At 72.3% G+C, this 23,480-nt stretch carries 26 protein-coding genes; 9 read left to right on the forward strand and 17 right to left on the reverse strand.

Annotated features, from left to right (window positions below):
- Positions 1-92 precede the first annotated feature (92 nt).
- From ACIF8S_RS06325 to ACIF8S_RS06335, 3 genes are all read right to left on the reverse strand, one after another.
- Positions 93-1,061 (reverse strand): hypothetical protein, encoded by a 969-nt coding sequence (locus ACIF8S_RS06325; RefSeq protein ID WP_349793153.1) that lies wholly within the window; start codon positions 1,059-1,061, stop codon positions 93-95.
- Between the two features lie 171 nt (positions 1,062-1,232).
- On the reverse strand, positions 1,233-2,261 hold the full coding sequence (locus tag ACIF8S_RS06330; protein ID WP_399997635.1) for a zinc-binding dehydrogenase: 1,029 nt from the start codon (positions 2,259-2,261) through the stop codon (positions 1,233-1,235).
- Complete coding sequence (locus ACIF8S_RS06335) at positions 2,258-3,421, reverse strand: mandelate racemase/muconate lactonizing enzyme family protein (protein ID WP_399997637.1); 1,164 nt, start codon at positions 3,419-3,421, stop codon at positions 2,258-2,260. Before ACIF8S_RS06335 ends, ACIF8S_RS06330 begins: the two co-directional genes overlap by 4 nt.
- A gap of 241 nt (positions 3,422-3,662) precedes the next feature.
- On the opposite strand from ACIF8S_RS06335, the gene ACIF8S_RS06340 reads away from it, so the two are divergent.
- Both ACIF8S_RS06340 and ACIF8S_RS06345 read left to right on the forward strand, forming a co-directional pair.
- Positions 3,663-4,568, forward strand: a complete 906-nt coding sequence (locus tag ACIF8S_RS06340; protein ID WP_399997639.1) for a hypothetical protein — start codon at positions 3,663-3,665, stop codon at positions 4,566-4,568.
- 172 nt (positions 4,569-4,740) lie between these two features.
- On the forward strand, positions 4,741-4,992 hold the full coding sequence (locus ACIF8S_RS06345; protein WP_399997640.1) for a hypothetical protein: 252 nt from the start codon (positions 4,741-4,743) through the stop codon (positions 4,990-4,992).
- Positions 4,993-5,086: 94 nt separating this feature from the next.
- Here ACIF8S_RS06345 and ACIF8S_RS06350 read toward each other — a convergent pair whose 3' ends face one another.
- Together ACIF8S_RS06350 and ACIF8S_RS06355 are read right to left on the reverse strand one after the other, a co-directional pair.
- Positions 5,087-5,389: a hypothetical protein gene (locus ACIF8S_RS06350; protein ID WP_399997641.1), complete on the reverse strand. Its 303-nt coding sequence runs from the start codon at positions 5,387-5,389 to the stop codon at positions 5,087-5,089.
- Between the two features lie 264 nt (positions 5,390-5,653).
- Positions 5,654-6,103, reverse strand: coding sequence for a MarR family winged helix-turn-helix transcriptional regulator (locus ACIF8S_RS06355; protein WP_399997642.1), 450 nt, complete (start codon positions 6,101-6,103; stop codon positions 5,654-5,656).
- A gap of 91 nt (positions 6,104-6,194) precedes the next feature.
- Here ACIF8S_RS06355 and ACIF8S_RS06360 point away from each other — a divergent pair, with 91 nt between their 5' ends.
- From ACIF8S_RS06360 to ACIF8S_RS06370, 3 genes are all read left to right on the forward strand, one after another.
- A complete protein-coding gene (locus tag ACIF8S_RS06360; RefSeq protein WP_399997643.1) occupies positions 6,195-7,217 on the forward strand; it encodes an NADP-dependent oxidoreductase in 1,023 nt (340 codons plus the stop codon).
- Positions 7,218-7,378: 161 nt separating this feature from the next.
- Complete coding sequence (locus tag ACIF8S_RS06365; RefSeq protein ID WP_349793171.1) at positions 7,379-8,176, forward strand: EI24 domain-containing protein; 798 nt, start codon at positions 7,379-7,381, stop codon at positions 8,174-8,176.
- On the forward strand, positions 8,173-8,787 hold the full coding sequence (locus ACIF8S_RS06370; protein ID WP_033272751.1) for a LysE family transporter: 615 nt from the start codon (positions 8,173-8,175) through the stop codon (positions 8,785-8,787). Before ACIF8S_RS06365 ends, ACIF8S_RS06370 begins: the two co-directional genes overlap by 4 nt.
- Here the strand turns inward: ACIF8S_RS06370 and ACIF8S_RS06375 are convergent.
- The 3 genes from ACIF8S_RS06375 to ACIF8S_RS06385 form a co-directional block, all read right to left on the reverse strand.
- On the reverse strand, positions 8,759-10,027 hold the full coding sequence (locus ACIF8S_RS06375; protein ID WP_399997644.1) for a pyroglutamyl peptidase: 1,269 nt from the start codon (positions 10,025-10,027) through the stop codon (positions 8,759-8,761). The two genes, ACIF8S_RS06370 and ACIF8S_RS06375, sit on opposite strands and share 29 nt — an antisense overlap.
- A 327-nt stretch (positions 10,028-10,354) precedes the next feature.
- Positions 10,355-11,326, reverse strand: a complete 972-nt coding sequence (locus ACIF8S_RS06380; protein WP_399997646.1) for an aldose epimerase family protein — start codon at positions 11,324-11,326, stop codon at positions 10,355-10,357.
- Between the two features lie 15 nt (positions 11,327-11,341).
- Positions 11,342-12,232, reverse strand: a complete 891-nt coding sequence (locus ACIF8S_RS06385) for an SGNH/GDSL hydrolase family protein (RefSeq protein ID WP_399997648.1) — start codon at positions 12,230-12,232, stop codon at positions 11,342-11,344.
- Positions 12,233-12,507: 275 nt separating this feature from the next.
- Here ACIF8S_RS06385 and ACIF8S_RS06390 point away from each other — a divergent pair, with 275 nt between their 5' ends.
- Complete coding sequence (locus tag ACIF8S_RS06390; protein WP_349793179.1) at positions 12,508-13,002, forward strand: DUF3145 domain-containing protein; 495 nt, start codon at positions 12,508-12,510, stop codon at positions 13,000-13,002.
- A 227-nt stretch (positions 13,003-13,229) separates the two neighbouring features.
- Here ACIF8S_RS06390 and fabF read toward each other — a convergent pair whose 3' ends face one another.
- The 5 genes from fabF to fasR all read right to left on the reverse strand — a co-directional run bounded on the left by fabF (position 13,230) and on the right by fasR (position 18,199).
- Positions 13,230-14,501 (reverse strand): beta-ketoacyl-ACP synthase II, encoded by a 1,272-nt coding sequence (gene fabF / locus ACIF8S_RS06395; protein ID WP_399997649.1) that lies wholly within the window; start codon positions 14,499-14,501, stop codon positions 13,230-13,232.
- A gap of 104 nt (positions 14,502-14,605) precedes the next feature.
- Positions 14,606-14,854: an acyl carrier protein gene (locus tag ACIF8S_RS06400; protein WP_004931691.1), complete on the reverse strand. Its 249-nt coding sequence runs from the start codon at positions 14,852-14,854 to the stop codon at positions 14,606-14,608.
- An 80-nt stretch (positions 14,855-14,934) separates the two neighbouring features.
- Positions 14,935-15,966, reverse strand: coding sequence for a ketoacyl-ACP synthase III (locus ACIF8S_RS06405; RefSeq protein WP_349793182.1), 1,032 nt, complete (start codon positions 15,964-15,966; stop codon positions 14,935-14,937).
- Positions 15,967-15,989: 23 nt separating this feature from the next.
- Entirely contained in the window at positions 15,990-16,904 is a 915-nt protein-coding gene (locus ACIF8S_RS06410; protein ID WP_399997651.1) for an ACP S-malonyltransferase, read from the reverse strand.
- Between the two features lie 89 nt (positions 16,905-16,993).
- Positions 16,994-18,199: a fatty acid biosynthesis transcriptional regulator FasR gene (gene fasR / locus ACIF8S_RS06415; protein ID WP_024882830.1), complete on the reverse strand. Its 1,206-nt coding sequence runs from the start codon at positions 18,197-18,199 to the stop codon at positions 16,994-16,996.
- Positions 18,200-18,341: 142 nt separating this feature from the next.
- Between fasR and ACIF8S_RS06420 the strand changes: the two genes are divergently transcribed.
- Positions 18,342-18,998: a pirin family protein gene (locus tag ACIF8S_RS06420; protein ID WP_399997804.1), complete on the forward strand. Its 657-nt coding sequence runs from the start codon at positions 18,342-18,344 to the stop codon at positions 18,996-18,998.
- 18 nt (positions 18,999-19,016) lie between these two features.
- Here the strand turns inward: ACIF8S_RS06420 and ACIF8S_RS06425 are convergent, their stop codons facing one another.
- Positions 19,017-19,376, reverse strand: a complete 360-nt coding sequence (locus tag ACIF8S_RS06425) for a DUF1330 domain-containing protein (protein WP_399997652.1) — start codon at positions 19,374-19,376, stop codon at positions 19,017-19,019.
- Between the two features lie 367 nt (positions 19,377-19,743).
- Here ACIF8S_RS06425 and ACIF8S_RS06430 point away from each other — a divergent pair, with 367 nt between their 5' ends.
- The gene (locus tag ACIF8S_RS06430) at positions 19,744-20,490 is read left to right on the forward strand and encodes a dienelactone hydrolase family protein (protein ID WP_399997654.1); all 747 of its coding nucleotides are present in this window, start codon (positions 19,744-19,746) and stop codon (positions 20,488-20,490) included.
- 107 nt (positions 20,491-20,597) lie between these two features.
- Here the strand turns inward: ACIF8S_RS06430 and ACIF8S_RS06435 are convergent, their stop codons facing one another.
- From ACIF8S_RS06435 to ACIF8S_RS06445, 3 genes are all read right to left on the reverse strand, one after another.
- Positions 20,598-20,798, reverse strand: a complete 201-nt coding sequence (locus ACIF8S_RS06435) for a DUF397 domain-containing protein (protein WP_399997655.1) — start codon at positions 20,796-20,798, stop codon at positions 20,598-20,600.
- Positions 20,758-21,606 carry a helix-turn-helix transcriptional regulator gene (locus ACIF8S_RS06440; RefSeq protein WP_399997656.1) on the reverse strand — a complete coding sequence of 283 codons (849 nt, stop codon included), beginning with the start codon at positions 21,604-21,606 and terminating at the stop codon, positions 20,758-20,760. Before ACIF8S_RS06440 ends, ACIF8S_RS06435 begins: the two co-directional genes overlap by 41 nt.
- Positions 21,607-21,775: 169 nt before the next feature.
- The gene (locus ACIF8S_RS06445) at positions 21,776-22,591 is read right to left on the reverse strand and encodes a helix-turn-helix transcriptional regulator (RefSeq protein WP_399997657.1); all 816 of its coding nucleotides are present in this window, start codon (positions 22,589-22,591) and stop codon (positions 21,776-21,778) included.
- A gap of 71 nt (positions 22,592-22,662) precedes the next feature.
- Between ACIF8S_RS06445 and ACIF8S_RS06450 the strand changes: the two genes are divergently transcribed.
- Positions 22,663-23,379 carry an SDR family oxidoreductase gene (locus ACIF8S_RS06450; RefSeq protein WP_399997658.1) on the forward strand — a complete coding sequence of 239 codons (717 nt, stop codon included), beginning with the start codon at positions 22,663-22,665 and terminating at the stop codon, positions 23,377-23,379.
- The last annotated feature ends 101 nt before the right edge of the window (positions 23,380-23,480 follow it).

Consider the following 23,480-nt stretch of genomic DNA (forward strand, 5'->3'; position numbering starts at 1 on the left):
TGGCGGAGGGGCCTTCGCCCCCTGGGCCGAGAACGGGTGTGTGGGATTGTGCGCGGCTGTGTCCACTTGTGTGAAGCCGCGTTTCCGGAACGTTATGACGGGGTGTCGAACCTGCGCAGGTCACCCGGCAGCCGCGAACCGAGCGGCGCCATGTCGCCGTCGGCGCCGTGCCGGGCCAGCAGGTCCAGCGCCAGCCGACCGCGCCGCACCCGCTCCTTCGCCGTCGTCAGGGCGACCTCCCGCAGGTGGTGGCCGTACGGGTAGATGCCGGGCGCCTTGGCCAGCCCGAACTTCAGGTACACGGGGGCGCCGCGCCGGATCAGCTCCGCCACCTCGTACATCCGCACATAACCGCCCAGGTCGTCGGGCGCCTCGATGTACATGTCCATCGGGGCCGCCGACACCCGCCGGATCTCGGTGAGATGGGCGAGCGTCAGGTCGCTGGGCACGTTGACCGAGTCGGCGCCGAGCTGCTCGTGCACCGCGAACGACGCCGGGTTGACCGGCCCGACGAGCGCCGACACCTTCAGCGTGGTGTCCGCCGGGAGGATGCCCGCCGCCCGCGCCCGGTGCAGCGTCCACAGCACGCCCTCGTCGGCCACCAGCAGGCACTTCACGCCCAGCTCGGTGGCGCGCACCGCGTCCTCCACGCAGCCGGCCACCGCGTCGTGGCCCCGGGCGCGCAGTCCGGCGCCGTTCGAGTCGGTGCGGACCGAGCCGCCGATGTCCCAGGTGCCGCGCGGGCCGGTGAACAGGCAGAGCTCGATGTCCCGTTCGGCGGTCGCCTCGACCATCTCGGTGATCTCGGCGTCGGTCAGCATCCACACGCCGCTGCCCTGGCTGATCCGGTGCACCGGCACGTCGAGGCGCGAGGACTCCTTCAGGACCACCGCCAGCGCCTCGGGTCCCTCGCAGGAGGGGACCTCGGTGCGCCAGCGGCCGCCGCCGGGGAAGGAGTGCGGCGAGGCGTCGGCGGGGTCGAGGGCGGGCGCGCCCAGGCCGAGCGCGGCGAGCGCCTGCTCACCGGGCCTGCGGGGCGCCGTGACGGAAACGTCGGTCACAGGGTGTCCTTCGTGTTCGATATACCGGACATGGTTCGCGACCCGGGAGACGGGCCGGCCGGGGCCGGTGCGGTACGGGAGACGGGAGGCGGGACAGGGAGCCGGCGCCGGCGGGGGCGCGGGCGGGGCGCCGGTACGAGGGCCGTCGGCTCGTCCTCGTACCGGCGCGGATCATGGACGGAGCAGGACCTTGCCCACCTTCGGGTCACCGGACCCCACCAGCTCGATGGCGGCGGGGAACTCGGCGAGCGGCAGTTCGTGGGTGACCAGGGGCAGCGGGTCGAGCAGCCCGGCCGCGAACATCCGCACCGTGTGCGCCCAGGCGTCCGGCGGCGCGCCGAAGACGGTGTGCACCTCCAGCTGCCGCACCACCAGGTCCGTCGGGTCCAGCCCGTCGGCGCCCGGCGCAGGGATTCCGGTGAGCACCAGCCGCCCGCCGCGCCGGAGCAGACCGGCCGCGGTACGGGCCGCGTCGGCCGACCCGGCCGTCTCGATCACCACGTCGAAGCCGTCCGGGAGCGGCTGGTCCTTGGTGCGGAACGAGGTGGCCCCGAACTGCCGGGCCAGCGCCTCCCGGTCGTCCCTGGTGCCGACCACCAGCAACTCGGCGGGCGAGGCGGCGCGCAGGAACTGCGTGGCGCACATGCCCAGCGTGCCGGTGCCGACCACCGCCACCCGCTCACCGGGCACGGCACGCGCCTTCAGCGCGGCGGCGGCGATGCAGGCGGCCGGCTCCAGCAGCGCGGCGGCGGACAGGTCGGCGTCGTCCGGCAGGACGTGCAGCAGCCGGGCGGGCAGGGTCAGCGTGGGGGCCATGGCGCCCGGCTGGGTGAAGCCGGTCTCCTCGTAGCCCGCGGTGCACAGGGTCGTCTCACCGGCGTGACAGCGGTCGCACACCTGGCAGTTGCGGAACCCCTCGCCGACCACCTTGCGGCCGGCCAGTTCCCCGGGCACGCCCGCGCCCACCCGCCACACCGTCCCGGACCACTCGTGGCCGGGCGTCAGCGGGTACCGCACGTACCCCTCGGGCCGGTTGCCCTGGTAGACCTCGCGGTCGCTGCCGCAGATGCCGGCCGCGTGCACCCGGACCAGGGCCTCGCCGGGACCGGGCTCGCGCGGCTCGTGCGGGACCAGGCGGTGCGCGCCGGGCGCCTCGACGACGACGGCGGCACCCCCGGCGGAGGCGTCCGGGGCGCTCACTTCGTCCCCTTGGGCTTGCGCTGCTCCCAGCCCTCGGCCCACAGGTCGAACCGGGCCTGCTGCTGCGGGAACTCGGCCGCCGCGTCGACGTCCAGCTCCACCCCGAGACCGGGTGCGTCGGACAGGTGGAAGCAGCCGTCCTCCGGGTCGACCACGGGCGCGCCCTTGACCACCTTCTTGATCTCCGCGTCGGCGAAGTCGTTGAAGTGCTCCAGGATCTTGAAGTTCGGGGAGGTGAAGCCGACCTGGAGGGACGCGGCGGTGAGCACCGGGCCGCCGACGTTGTGCGGGGCGACCAGCATGTAGTGCGTCTCGGCGGTCGCCGCGAGCTTGCGGGTCTCCCAGATGCCGCCGATGTGGCCGACGTCCGGCTGCAGGATGTCGGCCGCCTGGCTCTCGAACAGCTCGCGGAACTCGATGCGGTCGTGGATGCGTTCGCCGGTGGCGACCGGCATGTCGACCTTCGCGGCGACCTTCTCCAGCGCCTTGAGGTTCTCCGGCGGCACCGGCTCCTCCAGCCACGCGGGCTTGAAGGGCGCCAGTTCGTGCGCGAGACGGACGGCGGTGGCGGGGGAGAAGCGGCCGTGCATCTCCAGCATCAGCTCGGCTTCGGGGCCGATCGCGTCCCGCACCGCCTCGATCAGGGAGACGGCGTACAGGGTCTCCTTGTGGTCGAGTTCGAACTGGCCCGTGCCGAACGGGTCGATCTTCAGCGCCCGGTAGCCGCGCTCCATCACCGTCCGCGCCGCCTTGTGGTACGCCTCCGGGGTGCGCTCGGTGGTGTACCAGCCGTTGGCGTACGCCTTGACCTTGTCGGTGACCTTGCCGCCGAGCAGCTGCCAGACGGGGACGCCGAGCGCCTTGCCCTTGATGTCCCAGCAGGCCATCTCGACGACCGCGATCCCGGACATCACGATCTCGCCCGCGCGGCCGTAGTCGCCGTACTTCATGCGGCGGACCAGGTCCTCGACGGCGAACGGGTCCGAGCCGAGGACGTGGTTGACCTCGGCCTCCCTCAAGTAGCCCAGAAGCGCGTCGGTGTGGCCGAGCATCCTGGTTTCGCCGACCCCGGTGATCCCCTCGTCGGTGTGCACCTGGACGTACGTCAGGTTGCGCCACGGCGTCCCGACCACGTGTGTGCTGATTCCGGTGATGCGCACGGCGGTTGCCCCTCGCTGCGGTGATGGACTGTCATCGGCGTGTGCGGTGGATCGACTCGTTCGATATTTCGTCACACGTTCGAAATGCTGGCGAGACACTAAGGACGGGGCGGTGGGGGTGTCAATGGGTCGCGCACATAACGGTTTCGGCAGATACGAAACCATTGCGTAAGGGTCCGCACCAAACCTTCACAGGAAGGCCTAGGAACCGGACCGGACCGGAACCTAACCTTCCCGCGTCATGGACTTTTGTCAGCCGTGCCGTCGGCACCTCAACGGCGCTTTGGCCTGCCCCGGTTGCGGCACGCCCGTCGAGACGCTGCGCGCCCATCAGGCGCAGGGCGCGCCGGCGGGGCCCGCGGGCGACACCCCCGGCGCGCCGGCGCCCGTGCGGGACGGCGGGTACGGCGACGGCGACACGCACCGCCGCGAGGACGCCGACCACGGCGCCTACGCGGGCCATGGCGCCTACGCCGACAACGATGCCTACGCGGGCGACGACGCCCGCGCCGAGGACCGCACGGACGGCGCGCGCGACGACCGTGAGGACGTCGAGGCCGACGCCCCGCCGCAGGGGCGGCGCGCCGCCCGGCGCCGGGGGCGGGAACCGGAGGACGAGGACCGGCACACCGGGCAGAGCCGCCGGGACCGCAAGGCGGCGGCCCACCGCAGACGGCGCAACCGCACCCTGATGGTCGTCGCGGGGTTCGTCCTCGCGGCCGGCGGACTGAGCCTGGCCGAACTGGGGCTGGACGCGCCCGGGTCGGAGGCCCGCCCGGCGGTCGCCGGTGAGGAGTCGGTCGACGGCGGCGCGGATGAGGTCGAGCCGAGCGCGTCGGAGAGCGGCGGTTCCGCCGCGGAGGCGGGGACGCCCGGGACGTCTCCCAGCCCCGGGGCGTCGGGGTCCGCCTCGGCATCGGCGTCCTCACCCGAGGACGAGGAGTCGGAAGGGGCGGACGAGGAGTCGGCGGAGGCGACGGAGTCGTCGGCGCCCGCGGACGCGCCCACGGGCGAGCCGGTCACACCTCCCACCGAGGAGGACCCGCCGGAGACGGGGGCCCCCGACCCCGACCCGACCACCGAGCAGCCGGATCCGGAACCCGAACCCTCGCACACCTGCAAGAAGTTCCTCTGGTGGTGCACCTGACCGGGGCGCGCCCCGCACCGGCGACCTGACGGGCCCGCCACACCGCACGTCCGGCCGGCACCCGGCACCGCCCGGGCCCGCAGCGCGCCGACCGGCACACCGAGCGGCTGACCCGCACTCCGGCGCACGGCGGGCCCCCGCCCACCGCCTCGGCCAGAGGGTGTCTCCTTGAATGCTGCGGGCGCGATTCCTGCCGGCAGGCGGGGTGTTCGGCGTAAGGCCTGCCTGTCAGGCTGGCTCGACAGGATCCTACGGCCGGCGCGTCAGCGAGTCCGAGATCCTCGGCGATCCGGATGACCGCGAGGACGAAGCTCTGGCCGAGCTCGGCACGCTCGCCGACGAACCCAAGAAGATCGATCCACCTGCCTTCGACGGCTACATCGGATTCATCTGGGCCGAGTTCCTCGACCGCTGGCTCTGGTAGTGATCTCCGGCCCGTGCCACCCGGCTCTTGCCGGCGCCGGGCCGGCCGACGAGGAAGACGACCGTGGACGTCTCCTGCACGCGCGACCCTGCTGTCATCCGATCCCTGCCAGGACCTCGCGGGCGAGCTGTGCGCAGCGGGCCCGGGCTGCCGCGATCTGCTCGCGGTCGGAGGAGCGCAGACCTTCACGTTCGCGGGCCAGTTGCGTCTGTACGGCGCGGGCGTCCTCGATGACGCTCAGGTCGGGGGCGGCCTTGGCCTCCTCGGCGGAGATGACGGCGCTGTAGGCGCCCACCGCCCCGTTGACCGCCTCGATCGCGGCTTCGTACGCCGCGGTGTCCTCGTTGGACCACTCGTATGGGTCCACCTGGTCAATGACGGAGATGCCGTTGGGCATGCTCTTCCCCCTCACGTGTTGGTGGAGGACATTGTCGTCGGACACGAGGGCGCTTTCCACGGGTGGTCGAAGGGCTCGGCGACGGCACCGTCGCCGAGCGGCACGCCGGTCAGTTCCAAGCGCGGCGGGTGGCCGTCCACCCGGTGCGTCCCTTCGGCAACCACAGCAGGGAGGACGCCTGCGCCGAGGTGATCCACCGCTTCGGCACCGACGCCGCCACTACCGCCAGGAGTGGCGTCCGTAAGTCGGCCAAAGGGACGCGACCTACTCGCTCTCCGGTCCCAGCATGCGTCGCAGCGCGTCCCGTAGGGCCACCCGCTCAGGCTCCGACAGGCCCGCGAGCGGTGCGCGGGCGAACCGCAGGGACTCCTGGAGGCTCCGCACCACCCGCCGCCCCTCGGCCGTCGCCGCCGCCAGCTTCACGCGTCGGTCCGCCGGGTCCGGCCGCCGCTCCACCAGACCGCGCGCCTCCAGCCGGTCCACGATGCCGGTGACGTTCGACGGCTCGCACTTCAGCCGCTGCGCCAGCCTCCGCATCGGCAGCGGCTCCAGGCTCAGCAGGCTCAGCAGCCGCGCCTGCGCACCGGTCAGCGCGTGGCCGGCGGCGGCCTCCTCGTACTCCTCGTGGTAGCGCGCCACGACCGCGCCGATCAGCTCGACGACCTCCAGGGTGAGATCGTCGGGGCGGCTGGGGGTGGTGCGGGGTGTGGCCATGCTCTCCAGGGTACCCACTTGCTTGACAGCCTGAAATGTTCAGCCGCATGGTTGTTTCAGGTACTGAAGTATTCGAGGAAAGGTCCTCTTCATGTCCGACACCCCCACGCCCCCCGCCACCGCACGCGAATGGCAGCTGGCGAGCCGGCCGGTCGGCTGGCCCAAGCCGGAGGACTTCGCGTTCGTCGAGGCGGAGGTCCGCACCCCGGGCGAGGGCCAGGTGCTGGTGCGCAACGAGTACCTCTCCGTCGACCCGTACATGCGCGGCCGGATGAGCGCCGCCAAGTCCTACGTCGCCCCGTACGAGCTCGGCAAGGCCATGCAGGGCGGGGCCGTCGGCGAGGTCGTCGCGTCGAACGCCGAGGGCATCGCCGTCGGCGACCACGTCCTGCACTTCCACGGCTGGCGCGAGTACGCCGTCGTCGACGCGAAGACCGCCGTCACGGTGGACCCGGAGGCCGCCCCGCTGTCGGCGTACCTGGGCGTGCTGGGCATGACCGGCCTCACCGCCTACGCGGGCCTGCTGCGCACCGCCTCCTTCAAGGAGGGCGACTCCGTCTTCGTCTCCGGTGCCGCGGGCGCCGTCGGCAGCCAGGCCGGCCAGATCGCCAAGCTCAAGGGCGCCTCCCGGGTGATCGGCTCGGCCGGGTCCGACGAGAAGGTCAAGCTCCTGACCGAGGAGTACGGCTTCGACGCCGCGTTCAACTACAAGAACGGCCCCGTGAGCGAGCAGCTGCGCGCCGCCGCCCCCGACGGCGTCGACGTGTACTTCGACAACGTGGGCGGGGACCACCTGGAGGCGGCCATCGGCAGCCTGAACCGGGACGGCCGCATCGCCGTCTGCGGCGCGATCTCCGTCTACAACAACACCGAGGCCGCGCCCGGCCCGAAGAACCTCGCCCGGCTCATCCAGACCCGCGGCCGCATCGAGGGCTTCCTGGTGGGCGACCACTACGACCTGCAGCCGCAGTTCGTCCAGGAGGTCGGCGCCTGGATCCGCTCGGGCGAGCTGAAGTACCGCGAGACGGTCGTCGAGGGCATCGAGAACAACCTGGACGCCTTCCTCGGCGTCCTGCGCGGCGACAACACCGGAAAGATGATCGTCAAGCTCTGACGACGGACAGACGGCGGTCGGACGACGGACGACGGACGCCGGCCGGGCTGCCCGTGACGCCCGCACCGGCGGTGTCGTTGCGTACGGCGTGGGGCCGCATCCCTGGACGTGGGGTGCGGCCCTCGCCCGTCACCCGTCCGGGCGCCCGCTACAGTCCTCCCATGCGCGATCTCGGGGCAGGGTTCCGGTACTTGCTGAAGGGCCAGAAGTGGGTCGGCCGGCACGGCAGGCAGTACGGCTTCGGGCTGCTGCCCGGACTGATCACCCTGGTGCTGTACGCGGCGGCCCTGGTCGCGCTCGCGCTGTGGGGCGCGGACCTGGTCGGCTGGGCGACGCCGTTCGCCGACGACTGGGCCGACCCCTGGGCGGGCCTGTTCCGCGGCTTCCTCACCGCCGTGCTGTTCGCGCTCGGCCTGCTGCTGAGCGTGCTCACCTTCACCGCCGTGACCCTGCTCGTCGGGCAGCCGTTCTACGAGAGCCTCTCCGAGAAGGTCGACCGTGACGTCTCACCCGACGGCACCGCGCCCGAGTCGGACCTGCCGCTCTGGCGCGAGCTGTGGATCTCCGCCCGCGACAGCCTCCGCATCCTCGCGCGCGCGGCCGTGTGGGCGGTGCTGCTGTTCGCGCTCGGGTTCGTCCCGGTGGCCGGGCAGACCGTCGTGCCGGTGATCGGCTTCTTCGTCACCGGGTTCTTCCTCACCGAGGAACTCACCGCCGTCGCCCTCCAGCGACGCGGTGTGGAGGTGCGCGAGCGCCTCACGCTGCTGCGGTCCCGCAAGACCCTCGTGTGGGGCTTCGGCACCCCCCTGGCGGTCGCGTTCCTCGTGCCGTTCGTCGCGGTGTTCCTCATGCCCGGCGCGGTCGCCGGTGCCACCCTCATGGCCCGCGACCTCCTCGGCGAGGAGACCGAGGGCGACGACAGCGCCGCCGAGCCCGAGGAGGAGGGCGCCGACGCGTGACCGAGGTCCTCGCCGTCGCCGTCATCACCGTCCTCGCGGTGATCGCCCCGGGCGCCGACTTCGCCATGGTGGTCCGCAACAGCTATCTGTACGGCCGCCGCACCGGGCTGCTCGGCGCCGCCGGGGTGGCCGCCGGTGTCCTGGTGCACGTCACCTACACGATGCTCGGCGTGGGGCTGCTGATCGCCTCCTCCGCCTTCCTCTTCACGGTCGTCAAACTGACCGGCGCGGCCTACCTCGTGTACATCGGGGTCCGCACCTTCCGCACCCGCGCCGAGGTCACCGTCGACCTGGAGCACCGCACCGGCCTGACCCCGCTCGCCGCCCTGCGCACCGGGTTCCTGACCAACGTCCTCAACCCCAAGACGACCCTCTTCGTCGTCTCGACCTTCGCGCAGGTCGTCGACCCCGGCACCCCGCTCCTCCAGCAGGCGGGCTACGGCCTGTTCATGTCGCTGGCCCACCTGCTGTGGTTCGGCGTCGTCGCGCTGTTCTTCTCCCACGACCGGATGCGCGGCCTGATGCTGCGCGGCCAGCGGGTCCTCAACAAGGTGATCGGGACCGCGCTGGCCGGCCTCGGCGTCAGCCTCGCGCTCGCTCCGACGCACTGACCGCGACGGCCACGACGGCGCGCACCTGGGCGATGATGTCCAGCCGGTTCCGCACGAACCGCGGGTCGGTGACCTCCGTGGTGTTGCCCGCTCCGAACTCCAGCACAGGCGTGTGCACATGCCCGCCCGGCAGCGTGGCGTGCAGCCCCAGCCGGTCACGTAGCAGCGTCGCCCGGTAGGCGATCTCGTTGGACAGGTAGTCACCGCCGCCCCCGGCCCGCGCCGTCGAGCCGGGCGTCGGCCCGTCGGGCCGGTCCACCGGCTCCGTCGCGCCCGCCGGGATCTCCGTCACCGCCGTGTTGTCGTACACCGGGAACCGGCCGGTGTCCGCCGCGACGATCGCCGCGTACGGCAGCGTCGTCGACGTCCACTGCGGCTGGGAGGCGGGGTCGGACACCGGCACGATCTCCGGGGTGCCCGTGTTCTCGTTGTCCCCGAAGCCGCCCCGCCACGCGCCGTTCGTCCGCTCGACGTCGATGCGGCCCACCCGGCCCTGGCTGACCGTGGTGAACAGGTCGACCTCCGGCAGGTGCGGCCGCAGCGCCCGCTCCACCGTCCCGTCGGTGAAGTCCCGCCAGCGCACCGGGAACACGGCCGTCTCGACACGCGCCGGGCCGCTCGCCGTCTCGATCACCGTGCCGTCCAGGGCCAGCGCGACGGCGCCCGAGGGATTGGAGATACGGATGTCCCGGTCCAGGGTGAACGGGTCGAATCCGGTCACCAGCACCCGCTTCAGGCCCTTGCGGTGCGGATACCGGATGGCGGTCTGCCCGCGCGAGGTCTGCTCCAGCGTGTCGAGCAGCTTCGCCCGCCGCGCCTCGTCCAGCCCGAACCGCGGTTCCCAGCCACGCAGTTCACGGGTCATGCCGAGCCGCGCCCAGTACAGCGGCCGGTCGTCGTCCCGGCTCAGGTCGCCGCCCGCGGGGCCCCGCCCCTGCGCCCGGTCCACCGCCCTGCGCCACAGGGCGCGGCCCTCCCGCTCCACGACGCGCCGGGCCTCGGCGTAGGAGCGGGCCCGGTCCAGGGCGCGGGCGAAGGCGGGCGTGACGGTCTCGAAGCCGGAGCGGCGGAGTATCTCCTGGGGCGCGGCCTTGTCGAGACGCAGCTCCTCGACGGTCGGCGGTGCGGCGGTGCCGGCGGTCGGGGCCGGCGGGCCGGCGGCGGTCGCGGTCGTGGGGGCGGACAGGGCGGTCAGCAGGGCCAGACCGAGCACACCGATGCGCACACGGGGAGAGATCACGGGATGGGGGCCTTCCGTCGTCGTGGGGTACGGGTGGATGCCGGAGGCCCGCAGTATCGCGTGACCGGGGTGGATCACACCACGGTGCGACGGACACCGCCCGGCACGTACCTGAGCGGCGGGGAACACCACTGGCCGAATGTGAAGGGTTCGTACGGGATTCGCCGTGGGGGCGGGATCGGCGGCGACCGGAAGCGGCTGAGCGGTTAACGTCGGGTCCCGGCGGGGTACCCCATGAACAGCCCCGGCCCGGGACCCTGACCCCGGACCGGGGCTCATGTGTGTCCGGGGCCCGTGCGCGGGGGCCCCGCGCGGAGGGCCCGCCCGCTACCGCGTGGAGAAGCCGTACACCGTCTCGGAGCGGAACACCTCGCCCGGCCGCAGCACCGTGCCCGGGAACTCCGGACGGTTCGGCGAGTCCGGGAAGTGCTGCGTCTCCAGCGCGATCCCCGCACCCGGCTCGAACGGCTCCCCGATGTGGTCCGCCGTGTACACCTGCATGCCCGGCTCGGTGGTCGCCACCGTCAGCACCCGGCCCGACGCGGGGTCGTACAGCTCGGCCACCTCCTCGGCCGCCGGCGTCACCCCCTTGTCCAGCAGGAAGTTGTCGTCGTAGCCGCTGCCGGTCCTGCGCGCCTCGCGGAAGTCGTAGCGGGTGCCGGAGACGTCCGCCGGCTCACCGGCCGGGATCAGGTCCGGGCCGGACGGCGTCCAGCGGGAGGCGGCCAGCCGCAGCTCGTGTCCGGAGGCGGAGCCGGAACCGGCCAGGTTCCAGTACGTGTGGTTCGTCAGGTTCACGTGCGTCGCGGCGTCCGTCACCGCCTCGTACGCGATGTGCAGCGCCCCCCGCTCGTCCAGCGTGTACGTCACCGTGACCTCCAGGCGGCCCGGGAAGCCCTCCTCGCCGTCCTCGGAGACCAGCGACAGGCGCAGGCCGTGCTCCACCTCGGTGACGTCCCAGACACGCTTGTCGAAGCCCCGCTCACCGCCGTGCAGCGAGTTCGGCCCGTCGTTCGGCGCGAGGGTGTGCTCGACGCCGTCCAGGGTGAAGCGCGCGCCCGCGATCCGATTGGCGTACCGGCCGATGAGGGCGCCCAGGAAGGGCTCCGGATGCGCGAGGTAGCCGTCCAGGCCGGTGAACCCCAGCACCACGTTCCCGGTCCGCCCGTCCCGGTCCGGCACCTCGACGTCCTGCACGATCCCGCCGTACGACAGGATCCGTACCCGTACGCCCGCCCGCTCCAGGGTCCAACGGTGCACCGGCGTGCCGTCGGAAAGTGTGCCGAAGAGTTCGTTCATGTGCGAAACAATAGGTCACGGCCCCGGCGCCGTGACCGTCCGGTAGGCGATCTCGGCCAGCTTGGCCTGTCCGTCGACGCTCGGGTGGAACCAGTCCCAGCGGCTCAGCTGCGCGGTGCCGAACCGGTACGCGTACACCTCGCCGTCGTCGGAACGGCAGCGGCTGTCCTGCGCGCAGACCTCGCGCAGCACCTCGTTGTAGTCCTCCACGCGCTTCTGCACCGTCGCCCGCCGCTCGGTCGCCGCCGCGTCCAGCGCGTCCGCGTCGCCCAGCATCGACGGGCAGATGCCCAGCTTCCACACCTGCTTGCCCAGCGCGCTGGTCCGCCCCTGCGACCACAGCCGCTTCAGGTCGGGCACGCTCGCCACGTACACCTGTGCCTTCGGCAGCGACCGGCGCAGCGTACGCATCGCCGCCTCGAAGCCCGCGCGGAACTCCGCCACCGGCGTCATCGCCGCCACGCTCTCCCGGCAGGCGTCGTTCGCCCCCGCCATCACCGCCACCAGCTCCGGGCCGCGCCGCACCGCCCGCTCCATCTGCGCGGGCAGGTCCTCCATCCGGGCGCCGGTCGCCGCGTAGTTCCAGCTCCGTCCGGCCGCGCCGGCCCGCCCCAGCAGCCGTACGGCCAGACTGTCGACCTCCTCGCTGCCGCCGGTCGCCCACGACACCTCCGGACAGTCCGTCAGCACCGCGCACGCGTCGAACCCCCGGGTGATCGAGTCACCGACGGCGGCCACCGAGTCCGGACGGGTGTCCCACAGCGGCGTGGGCCGGGCGGACGACGCCTTCGTCCCCGCGGCGCCGGGAGCGTCACCACCGACGGCGTCGCAGCCCGCCACGCCGAACGCGACGGCCGCCACCGCGGCGAGCACGGCCCTGCCCCGCCTCCGCGTCGCCTGCTCCATCCGTCGCCTCCCCGCGCGTCCCGCTGACATCCGTCCGACCCCCAACCCATAACAACGCACGGGAGTTCCCGCCCCTCCGGGGGGCCCGTCCGGAAGCAACCCACGCCACCCGCAGCGGCGTCCTGCCGGGTGAACGGCGCGACTTTCCCCCCGCCGGGACGGACGGTACGTCACACTCCTCGCGCCGTCGCACGGTAGCCTCGCCATCAGCGCGGCCCGGCGGGCCGCGCCTGTTCCGCCCGATCGAAGACGACCCGCTCAGCCCGGAGGTTCCGGTGACGACTCGTGGAGTTCTGTACGTGCACTCCGCGCCGCGCGCGTTGTGCCCGCACGTCGAGTGGGCCGTCGCCGGGGTGCTCGGCACGCGCGTCAGCCTGGACTGGATCCGCCAGCCGGCCGCCCCCGGCACCTGGCGCTCGGAGTTCTCCTGGCAGGGTCAGGCCGGCACCGCCTCCAAGCTCGCCTCCGCGCTGCGCGGCTGGCAGATGCTGCGCTTCGAGGTCACCTCCGAGCCGTGCCCCAGCGCGGAGGGCGAGCGCTACAGCTGCACCCCCGACCTCGGCATCTTCCATGCCGTCACCGGCATCCACGGCGACATCCTCATCCCGGAGGACCGCCTGCGCGCCGCCCTGGTCCGCTCCCGTACGGAGGAGACCGACCTGGAGTCGGAGATCGCCAAGCTCCTCGGCAAGCCCTGGGACGACGAACTGGAACCCTTCCGCTACGCAGGCGAAGGCGCCCCCGTCCGCTGGCTCCACCAGGTCGTATAGCGCCCCGAAGGGGCGCGGGGAACTGCGCGCTCAACCCCCACGAACCGGCAGCCAGGTACGCGCCCCCGAAGGGGCGCGGGGAACTGCGCGCCAAGCCCCCACCGGCCCGCAGCCATCCATCGAGGCCCGCAGGCATCCAGGGGCGCGGGGAACTGCGCGAACGGCCCACACCGGAAGGGGCCCACCTCCCAGAGGTGAGCCCCTTCCGAAATCCGCCCCGAGGGCGATCAAACCGTCCGGAACGCCAGCACCACGTTGTGCCCACCGAACCCGAACGAGTCGTTCAACGCGGCGATCCGCCCGTCCACGGGCAACTTCCGCGCCTCACCGCGCACCACATCCGCAGCCGCCTCGGCCTCAGGCTCCAGGTTCTCCACGTTGATCGTCGGCGGCGCCACCCGGTGGTACAGCGCCAGCACCGTGGCGACGGACTCCACGCCACCCGCGCCACCGAGCAGGTGCCCGGTCATCGACTTCGTCGCGGAGACGGCCATGTGGTCCGTGTCGTCCCCGAAGACCTTCCGCAGCGCCTTCAATTCGGCGATGTCACCCGCCGGCGTCGATGTCGCGTGCGCGTTGACGTGCACGATCTCCGCCGGGTCCAGGTCGGTGCGGTCCATCAGGTTCTGCAGGGCGTGCGTGATGCCCCGCCCCTCCGGCTCCGGCTGCACGATGTCGTGCGAGTCGGCCGAGATGCCCTGCCCGACCGCCTCCGCGTAGACCCGGGCGCCGCGCGCGGCCGCGTGCTCGGCGGACTCCAGGACGATCACACCCGCGCCCTCGCCCATGACGAAGCCGTCCCGGGCGACGTCGTAGGGGCGCGAGGCGCCCTGCGGGTCGTCGTTGTTCTTGGACATCGCCATCATGTTGCCGAACGCGGCGATCGGCAGCGGGTGGATCGCCGCCTCCGTACCGCCCGCGACGACCACGTCGGCGCGCCCGGTGCGGATCATCTCGATGGCGTAGCCGATGGCCTCCGCGCCCGAGGCGCACGCGGACACCGGGGTGTGCACGCCCGCGCGGGCGCCGACCGCGAGACCCACGTTCGCGGACGGGCCGTTCGGCATCAGCATGGGGACGGTGTGCGGGGAGACGCGGCGTACGCCCTTCTCCTTCAGCACGTCGTACTGGTCCAGCAGGGTCGTCACGCCGCCGATGCCGGAGGCGATCACGGCGCCCAGCCGGTCGGGGTCGACGTTCGGGTCCTCGCCGGCCTTGGCCTCGAACCCGGCGTCCGCCCAGGCCTCCTTGGCCGCGACGAGCGCGAACTGCGCCGAGCGGTCCAGGCGGCGGGCCTGCGGCCGGGGGATGACCTCGGTGGGTTCCACGGCCACGGGGGCCGCGATGCGGACCGCCTGCTCGGCGGCCCACTCCTGCTCCAGGGGCTTCACGCCGGAACGCCCGGCGACGAGGCCCTCCCAGGTAGAGGCCGCGTCGCCACCCAGCGGTGTGGTTGCGCCGATACCGGTGACGACCACGGTGCGATTGGTCGAGCTCATCGGAATTCTTTCTCCAACGATTGACGAGGATGCGTACGGCGCCACCGCCGGGTGGCGGGGCCGGGATGCTCCCGGCCCTGACGGGGCTCACGCCCCGCGCGGGCTCAGGCCTGGTGCTTGAGGATGTAGTCGGTCGCGTCGCCGACGGTCTTGAGGTTCTTGACGTCGTCGTCCGGGATCTTGACGTCGAAGCGCTCTTCGGCGGCGACGACGACCTCGACCATGGACAGCGAGTCGACGTCCAGGTCGTCGGTGAAGGACTTGTCCAGCTGGACGTCCTCAACCGGGATGCCGGCGATCTCGTTCACGATCTCCGCGAGACCGGCGACGATCTCTTCCTGAGTGGCGGCCATGGTGGCGCTCCTTCTTTGTGATTCCAGAGGGTGTGGCGGTGTTTCCTCGCGTACCGGACGCATGATCCGGCACGGAGTGCCTAGGGGAGGGTAACGACAGTCGCAGCGAACACGAGACCCGCCCCGAAGCCGATGACGAGCGCGGTGTCGCCGCTCTTCGCCTCGCCGGTCGCCAGGAGCCGCTCCATCGCGAGCGGGATCGAGGCGGCCGAGGTGTTGCCGGTGGTGCGGATGTCACGGGCGACCGTGACGTGCTCCGGCAGCTTGAGGGTCTTCACCATCGAGTCGATGATCCGCACGTTGGCCTGGTGCGGGATGAAGACGTCCAGTTCGTCCGGGGTGATGCCGGCCGCGTCCAGCGCCTGCTGGGCGACCTTCGCCATCTCGAACACGGCCCAGCGGAACACCGCCTGGCCTTCCTGGGTGATGGCGGGGAACTTGATGTTGCCCTTGCTGTCCAGGGGCAGCTCGGAGACGTCGCCGATCCTGAAACGGTCCCAGCTGACGGTCTGCTTGATCGTCTCGGACTTGTCGCCCTCGGAGCCCCACACGGTCGGGCCGATGGCCGGCTCCTGCGAGGGACCGACGACCACGGCGCCCGCGCCGTCACCGAACAGGAAGGCCGTCGCGCGGTCCTCCAGGTCGGTCAGGTCGCTGAGCCGCTCGACGCCGATGACCAGGACGTACTCCGCGGAACCCTCGACGACCATGCCCTTGGCGAGGGTCAGGCCGTAGCCGAAGCCCGCGCAGCCGGCGGAGATGTCGAAGGCGGCCGCCTTGTCGGTGCCGAGCTTGTCGGCGATCTCGGTGGCGATGGCCGGGGTCTGGGCGAAGTGCGACACGGTCGACACGACCACGGCGCCGATCTGCGAGGCGTCGATCCCGGCGTCCGCGATCGCCTTGCCGGACGCCTCGATCGACATCGCGGCGACGGTCTCCTCCGGGGAGGCCCAGTGCCGGGTCTCGATCCCGGAGCGCGAGCGGATCCACTCGTCGGACGAGTCGATCGTCTCGAGGATCACCTCGTTCGGCACGACCCGGGTGGGACGGTAGCCGCCCACGCCGAGGATGCGCGCGTACGGGGCGCCCTTGCTGGGCTTGATCTTCGCCATGCGGGTCGGCTCCTTTGAGGGCGTCAGGCGGCGTGCTCGGCGACGAGCTCGCGGGCCGCTTCGAGGTCGGCGGGGGTCTTCAGGGCCAGCGTCTTGACGCCGGGGAGGGCACGCTTGGCCAGGCCGGTGAGGGTGCCGCCGGGGCAGAGCTCCAGGAGGGCCGTGACGCCGAGGTCCTTGAAGGTCTCCATGCACAGGTCCCAGCGGACCGGGTTGGCGACCTGGCCGACCAGGCGCTCCAGCACCTCGGTGCCGGTCGCGACCGCCCTGCCGTCCTTGTTGGACACGTAGGCGACGGTCGGGTCGGCGGGTGTGAGGGCCTTCGCGGCCTGCGCCAGCGTGTCGACCGCGGGGCCCATGTGGTGGGTGTGGAAGGCGCCGGCGACCTGGAGCGCGACCACCCGGCGCACGCCCTCGGGCTTGTCCGCCTCCAGCGCGGCGATCTGCTCCTTGGTGCCGGCGGCGACGATCTGGCCGGCGCCGTTGATGTTCGCCGGGGTCAGACCCAGCTTCTCCAGGTGCTTCACCGTCACCTCGGGGTCGCCGCCGAGCAGCGCCGCCATGCCCGTCTCGGTGATCGCGGCGGCGTCGGCCATGGCCAGACCCCGCTTGCGGACCAGGGAGAGGGCGGCGGTGTCGTCGAGGACGCCGGCGAGGGCGGCGGCGGTGATCTCACCGACGCTGTGACCGGCGACCGCGCCGGGAGCGATGTCACCCAGTGCCGAGGCGGACAGCAGCCCGGCCGCGACCAGCAGCGGCTGCGCGACGGCCGTGTCGCGGATCGCGTCCGCGTCGGCCTTCGTGCCGTAGTGGGCGAGGTCGAGTCCGATGGCGTCGGACCATGCGGCGACACGGTCGGCGGCACCGGGGAGTTCGAGCCATTCGGTCAGGAAGCCGGGCGTCTGGGAGCCCTGGCCGGGAGCGACGAGTACGAGCACTCTCACACTCTCTCTTGGGGACGGGCGCGGCCGCCCGTGGGGACAAGGACGAAGAACCGAGGGGGGTTTTGTCGACCCCCCACAAAAGACTAGGACTGGGGATCGCCATCGACCAGACGCCCCAGGATCAGCGCGATCCGCAGGGTGAACGCAGAGCGTACATCGGAGGGTGACCAACCGGTGACGTCCGTCACACGTCGAAGCCGGTAACGCACGGTGTTGGGATGCACGAACAGCATGCGTGCCGCGCCTTCGAGGCTGCTCGCCTGCTCCAGATACACGCTGAGTGTCTCCAGCAGAGCGGCGCCGGCCTCCTCGAGCGGTCTGTAGATCTCCTCCACCAACTGCTCGCGCGCCGAGGGGTCCCCGGCCATCGCGCGCTCCGGCAGCAGATCGTCCGCCAGTACCGGGCGCGGGGCGTCCTGCCAGGCGGAACACGCCTTCAGACCGGCGGCGGCGGCCTGCGCGGACCGGGTCGCGGCCAGCAGGTCCGGCACCACGGGCCCGGCGACGACGGGACCCGCCGCGTACGGCCCGATCAGCGACTTCGCGACGGCCAGCGGGTTGTCGCTGCCGCCCGCGATGACGACGAGCCGGTCGCCGAGCACCCCGGTGAGCACCTGGAGCTTGGCGTGCCGGGCGGCCCGCCGGATCGCCTCCACGGTCAGCTCGGAGTCCCCGTCGGGGGCGGTGCCCAGCACCACGCACACGTGCTCCGGCGAGTTCCAGCCGAGGGCGGCGGCCCGCGACACGGCGCCCTCGTCGGCCTCCCCGCTGAGTACGGCGTTCACCACCAGCGACTCCAGGCGCGCGTCCCAGGCGCCGCGTGCCTCGGCGGCCTGGGCGTACACCTGGGCCGTGGCGAAGGCGATCTCCCGCGCGTACACGAGGAGCGCCTCGCGCAGCACGCTCTCGTCGCCCGGCGCCGCCACCTCGTCGATGGCGGTCTCCATCACCTCGATCGTGGTCCGCACCATCTCCACGGTCTGACGCAGCGTGATGGCCCGGGTCAGCTCGCGCGGCGCGGTGCCGAAGACGTCGGTGGAGATGGCCTGCGGGGCGTCGGGGTGCCGGAACCACTCGGTGAAGGCGGCGATGCCCGCCTGGGCGACCAGACCGATCCAGGAACGGTTCTCCGGGGGCATGGCCCGGTACCAGGACAGCGTCTCGTCCATCCGCGCGATGGCCTGGGCGGCGAGACTGCCGGACGACTGCTCCAGCCGCTTGAGGGTCGCCGGGTGCGGATGGGCGGGGCGTGCGTCGGGTTCGGGGGTACTGGTTTCGGGTTCGGGCACGGGACAAGACTGCCTCATCCGGACGGCCGCGCGTGCCCCGGGTCGCGCCCCGGCCGCCGGTCCGTGCCCCGCGTCCGGGCTCCGGTGCCCCCGCCGTGCGCCGTCCCGGCCCCGCCGGACAGGGCCTACGGTGGATGCCGTGATGGACGTGAGGCGGGCGAGCGAGCGCTTTCGGGGCGGCGATCCGGCGGCCGGGATCGAGACGTGGCACGCTCTCTCCTTCGGCCCGCACTACGACCCGGACAACCTCCGCTTCGGCGCGGTGATCGCCTGCAACGAGGAGCACCTGGGCCCGGGTGCCGGCTTCGACGAGCACCCGCACAGCCACACCGAGATCGTCACGTGGGTGGTCGCGGGCGAGCTGACCCACCGTGACTCCACGGGGCGGGAGACGGTGATCCGCCCCGGCGACGTGCAGCGCCTCAGCGCGGCGTCGGGGGTGCGGCACGTGGAGCGGAACGCGGGCCGGTCCTCGCTGACCTTCCTCCAGATGTGGCTGGCCCCGCTGAAGCCGGGCGGCGAGCCGCGCTACGAGGTCGTCCGCGGCATAGCGGACTCCACGCCGTACGCCCTCCCGGAGGCGGGGGCGATGCTGCACGTCCGCCGCCTGACCGCGGGCGAGCGCACGGCGGTCCCGGACGCGCCGTACGTCTACGCCCACGTGGTCCGCGGCACGGTCCGCCTGGACGGCGAGCTGCTGGAACCGGGCGACGCGGCCCGCCTCACGGACGAGAAGAACATCGAGGCGGTGGCGGTCACGGCGGCGGAGCTGCTGCTGTGGGAGATGTCGGCGTTCTGACCACCGGCTCCGGCTATGTCAGCTGTCGGAGGCCTGCGCCACCATGGCGCGGACCTGCTGAGCGAAGCCGCGGACGGTGAAACCGTCGGGGAGGCTGTCGACCAGGATGAGATCCGAGATCGCGTTGTTGACCCGCAGGGGACGGATGTCCCGGTACTCGGGGGAGTTGTACCAGGCCTCCGCCGCGGCGCGGTCGGGGAACTCCATGAGCACGACCGATCCCGGCCACGCCCCCTCGACCACGTCCACGTCTCCCTGCGCGAGCCACTTCCCCCCGAACGGCGCGACGGTCGCCTCGACCTGCTCCAGGTAGGACAGCCCTTCCTCGTTGGGGACGTCACCGGGGATCCGCAGGTGGTTGATCAGGTAGGTGCTCATGTCGGTCTCTTTCCGTTCCGGTGCGCGAGTGCGCGCGTGGGTGGGTCGCCGCGTGCCGATGCGGATCGGCTCGCCTTTAGATGTCAACTCTAATCTATTATTCGTTTTCATGCGCCATGCCTCCAGCCTCAGGCGGGGGCCGGTCGACGGCATCCGGAAGGGCCGCCCACGACGGGCCCCGCCGGTGCCGGCGCTGCTCCCATGCAGGGCTGGGGTGTTCCGGCGCGCCACCGTGGTACGTTCCTGCCGCCGTGCACTGCTGCGTCCCGAGGAGGTGAGACCGATCAACGCTTCGACAGGTCGGGCCTCCTCCCCTCGCATGGCCTAGGGAGCGCCCGCAGAGGTCTCCCGAAAGGCACGCATCGCTATGCGCTTCCTCTCCGACACGCCGTCCGACGGCGTCCGCGAACAGCTCTTTTCCCTCGGTGACAGCCCCGGCGTCCTGTGGACACCGGCGGACGACACCGCCGCCCCGCTGCCCCTCGTCCTCCTGGGACACGGCGGCGGCCGGCACAAGAGGGACCCCGAGATCCTCGCCCTCGCCCGCCGCTTCGTGACCGAGTGCGGTTTCGCGGCCGTCTCCGTCGACGTTCCCGCCCACGGCGACCGGCCGAAGGTCGAGGAGTACGACCGGATCGCGACCGGGAACCAGGCTCGCGTGGAGGCCGGTGAGGAACTGGCCCCGCTGATCGCCGGCTTCCAGGCCCTCGTGGCCCGGCAGACCGTGCCGGAGTGGCGGGCGGTCCTGGACGCGGTGCAGCGGCTCGACCACGTGGGCACCGGCCCGGTGGGTTACTGGGGCGTCTCGCTGGGCTGCGGACTCGGCGTCCCGTTCGTCGCGGCGGAACCGCGGGTCCGCGCGGCGGTCCTGGGCCTGGGCGGGGGATCGGCATCCGCCGAGGCCGCCGCACGGATCACGGTCCCGGTGGAGTTCCTGGTGCAGTGGGACGACGAACGCGTCCCGAGGGAACAGAGCCTGGCCCTGTTCGACGCCTTGGCCTCACCGGAGAAGTCGCTGCACGCCAACCCCGGCCGACACGGCGAGATCCCGCCGTCCGAACTGGACAGCACGGTCCGCTTCTTCGGCCGCCGGCTCGGCCCCGAGCGGAGCTAGTCCCCGGCCGGGTCACCGGCTCCCTCCACTCATCGAGCGCAAACACATCGACGGCCCGCGCCTGCGCGATCAACTCGATGCGGCACAGTCCACGGTGGAGGTTCGCGTCAGTGCCGGCGCAGGCTGCCGAGGAACGCCTGCCAGGCCTCGGCGCCGACGGTGACGACCGGGCCAGCCGGGTTCTTGCTGTCGCGGACGGGGATCACGGCGGCATCCGTCAGTTCGACCTCGACGCAGTCGCCGCCGGTGTTTCCGCTGTAGCTGGACTTACGCCACTGGCTGTTCCTCGGGCTGGGAGCGGTGTCCATAGCGTTCCTCCATCAGGCGGCTGATCAGTCCCGCCGAATCCTCCACAGAGAGTGCGGCAGCCTGCAAGCGAGCGTAACGGAGGGCGGCCTCCCTGATGGTCTCCGGATTGGCTGTCATGTGACCGGAGATGACGTCCTCCGTGTAGACGACGTCCGGGTGGTCTTCGAAGCGAAGGAGGTTGAACGAACCCGCCAGGCCGACGTGTTCGCCGACCTCGTTCGGCAACACCTGCACCTGCGTCCACCGGTGCCCGGAGACCTCCAACAGGTGCGCCAGTTGCCGCCGCATGACCTCGTGACCGCCGACCGGTCGAAGCAGCACCGCTTCGTCCAGCACCACGCACGTCAGCGGAGGCTGCTCCCGCTCCAGAACGCGCTGGCGTTCCATCCGTGCCCCGACCAGGCCCTCCAGGTCGTCCGATGTCCCGGTGGCGAGCACCGCCCGCGCGTACTCCTCCGTCTGCAGCAAGCCGTACACCAACTGCGCCTGGTACGTGGAGATGTACGCCGCCTTCGCCTCCATTTCCGCGTACGGCTGGAACCACGTGGGGAGTTGGCTGCGGAGGACCAGGCCGATCAGGCGGGAGAACAGGCCGTCCGTGCCGAGGGCCGCGTCCACGCGCTCGGAGAAGTCACGGGTGGGCACCTTCTTCATGGTCTCGATCTGGCCGACCAGCGACCCGGTGCAGAAGATGATCTCGCCGAGCTGGCTCTGCTTCAGCCCGTGCGCCTCGCGCTGGCGGCGCAGTTCCCAGCCGTAGTAGTCCAGCGGGGACGCGGTGGGGTCGAGCGACTGGACGTGAACCACGGCTGCACCTCATTTCCTCGCCGCACGGGGCGTGTTCCTCTGGGTGATCGAGCGTAAGCAGGGAGTAGCCCGCGCGGTCACGGACACGGGAGGACGTCGTCAGAACGAGTGGCGGCGTGGATGGGCCGTCGAGGCCTACTTCGACGACCCCGTCGGGGTGACCTGCGCTTCAGGTCGCCTGCCTGGCCAGCCTGTGCAGGGTCCGCGCGGCGGGTGATCCGGGGTCGGCCGTGATCAGGACGACTTCCTGGTCGTCCTCGGGCACGAGCAGGACGTCACAGTTCAACCGCAGCGTGCCGGTCGCCGGGTGATCGAGGATCTTGGTGCGGTGCCCGGGGGCGTGGACCGGACGCGTTTGCCATATCTGCCGGAACTCTTCGCTGCCGCCGTGCAGTTCAGCCAGCAGAGCGGTCAGCTGCGGGTCATGCGGGTAGCGGTCGGCGGCCCGTCGCAGCCGCGCCACCACGATGTGCCCGAACTCCTCGGCGCCGGAGCTCTCGTACATCCGCCCCTGGCCGAGGAAGCGGCGCCGCGCCAGGTTCGTCCTCCCGACCTCGAGATCGCCGCCGAACAGTGCCTGGGCCAGGGGGTTCCAGGCGACGACGCCGTACGTCGCGTCAGTGACGATCGCACCGGTCTCCGGCAACCGCTCCAGCATCCGGGCCACGTGCGGGCGTACCCACCGCACGGCGCTGATGCCGGGCGGCGCGCTCGATCCCGCAAGGCGGAACAGGTGGCTGCGCTCGGCCGGCGTGAGCCGTAGTGCCTGGGACAACGCGTCCAGGATCCGGGTGGACGGCCGCGGGCCCCGGGCCTGCTCCAGCCGCGTGTAGTAGTCGACCGACATGTGGGCGAGTTCCGCCACCTCTTCGCGGCGCAGACCCGGTGTCCGGCGATCGGTGCCCGTCACCGTCAGGCCGATCTCGTGCGGACGCAGGCCCGCCCGGCGGTCCCGCAGGAAGCGGGCCAGCTCCTGCCGTGCCATGCCGCTTCCTCCCACTGCCTGGTACAGGTTGTCCCTGGCAGGGCGCCCACAGCCAGGGAACGCTAGGTGCCATGAACGATCGCACAGCTCTTGTCACCGGTGCCAACAAGGGCATCGGCAAGCACATCGCGCGGCTCCTCGCCGCCGAGGGCCTCACCGTGTACGTGGGCTCTCGCGACCGCGGGCTCGGACAGCGAGCCGTCGAGGAGATCGGCGCAGGCGCCCGCCTGCTGGTGCTCGACGTGACGGATCCTGACGGCATCGCACGGGCCGCGACCCAGGTGGACCGTCTGGACGTGCTGGTCAACAACGCCGGGATCTCACCGTCACTCGCCCTGCCGACCGACACGGGCGTCGAGGAGTTCCGGCGCACGTACGAGACCAACGTCTTCGGGGTGGTGGCGGTGACCAATGCCTTCCTGCCCGCCCTGCGCCGGTCCCCGCAGCCGCGCATCGTCAACATCTCCAGCGGCACCGCATCGCTGACCTGGAGCACGAACCCCAACCCCCAGTTCACCCCGGGAAGCGGTGGCGCCGCCGCCTACCGGTCGTCCAAGGCCGCCCTCAACGCCCTCACCGTCCTTTACGCCCAGACGCTGGCCGAGGACGGCTTCAAGGTCAACGCGCTCGCCCCCGGCATGCGGGCCACCGACCTCAACCCCCTGGCCGCCGCTGCCGGCGACGACCCGGCCGAGGCCGCCCGGGGAGCGGCCCGCCTGGCCCTGCTGCCGGACGACGGCCCCACCGGTGGCTTCTTCTCCTGGGACGGAACGCCCGCGCCCTGGTGAGCGGCGCCGAGACCCCAGGCGAGGGCGCTGACGCGCAGGTTGCGCCCCGTGCGCTCGAAGCACGGGTCGGACGACCGGGCCGGGGCTGGACGGGACGGCCG

Source organism: Streptomyces sp. NPDC085937, assembly GCF_044540535.1.
In the GTDB taxonomy this organism is placed as follows: domain Bacteria; phylum Actinomycetota; class Actinomycetes; order Streptomycetales; family Streptomycetaceae; genus Streptomyces.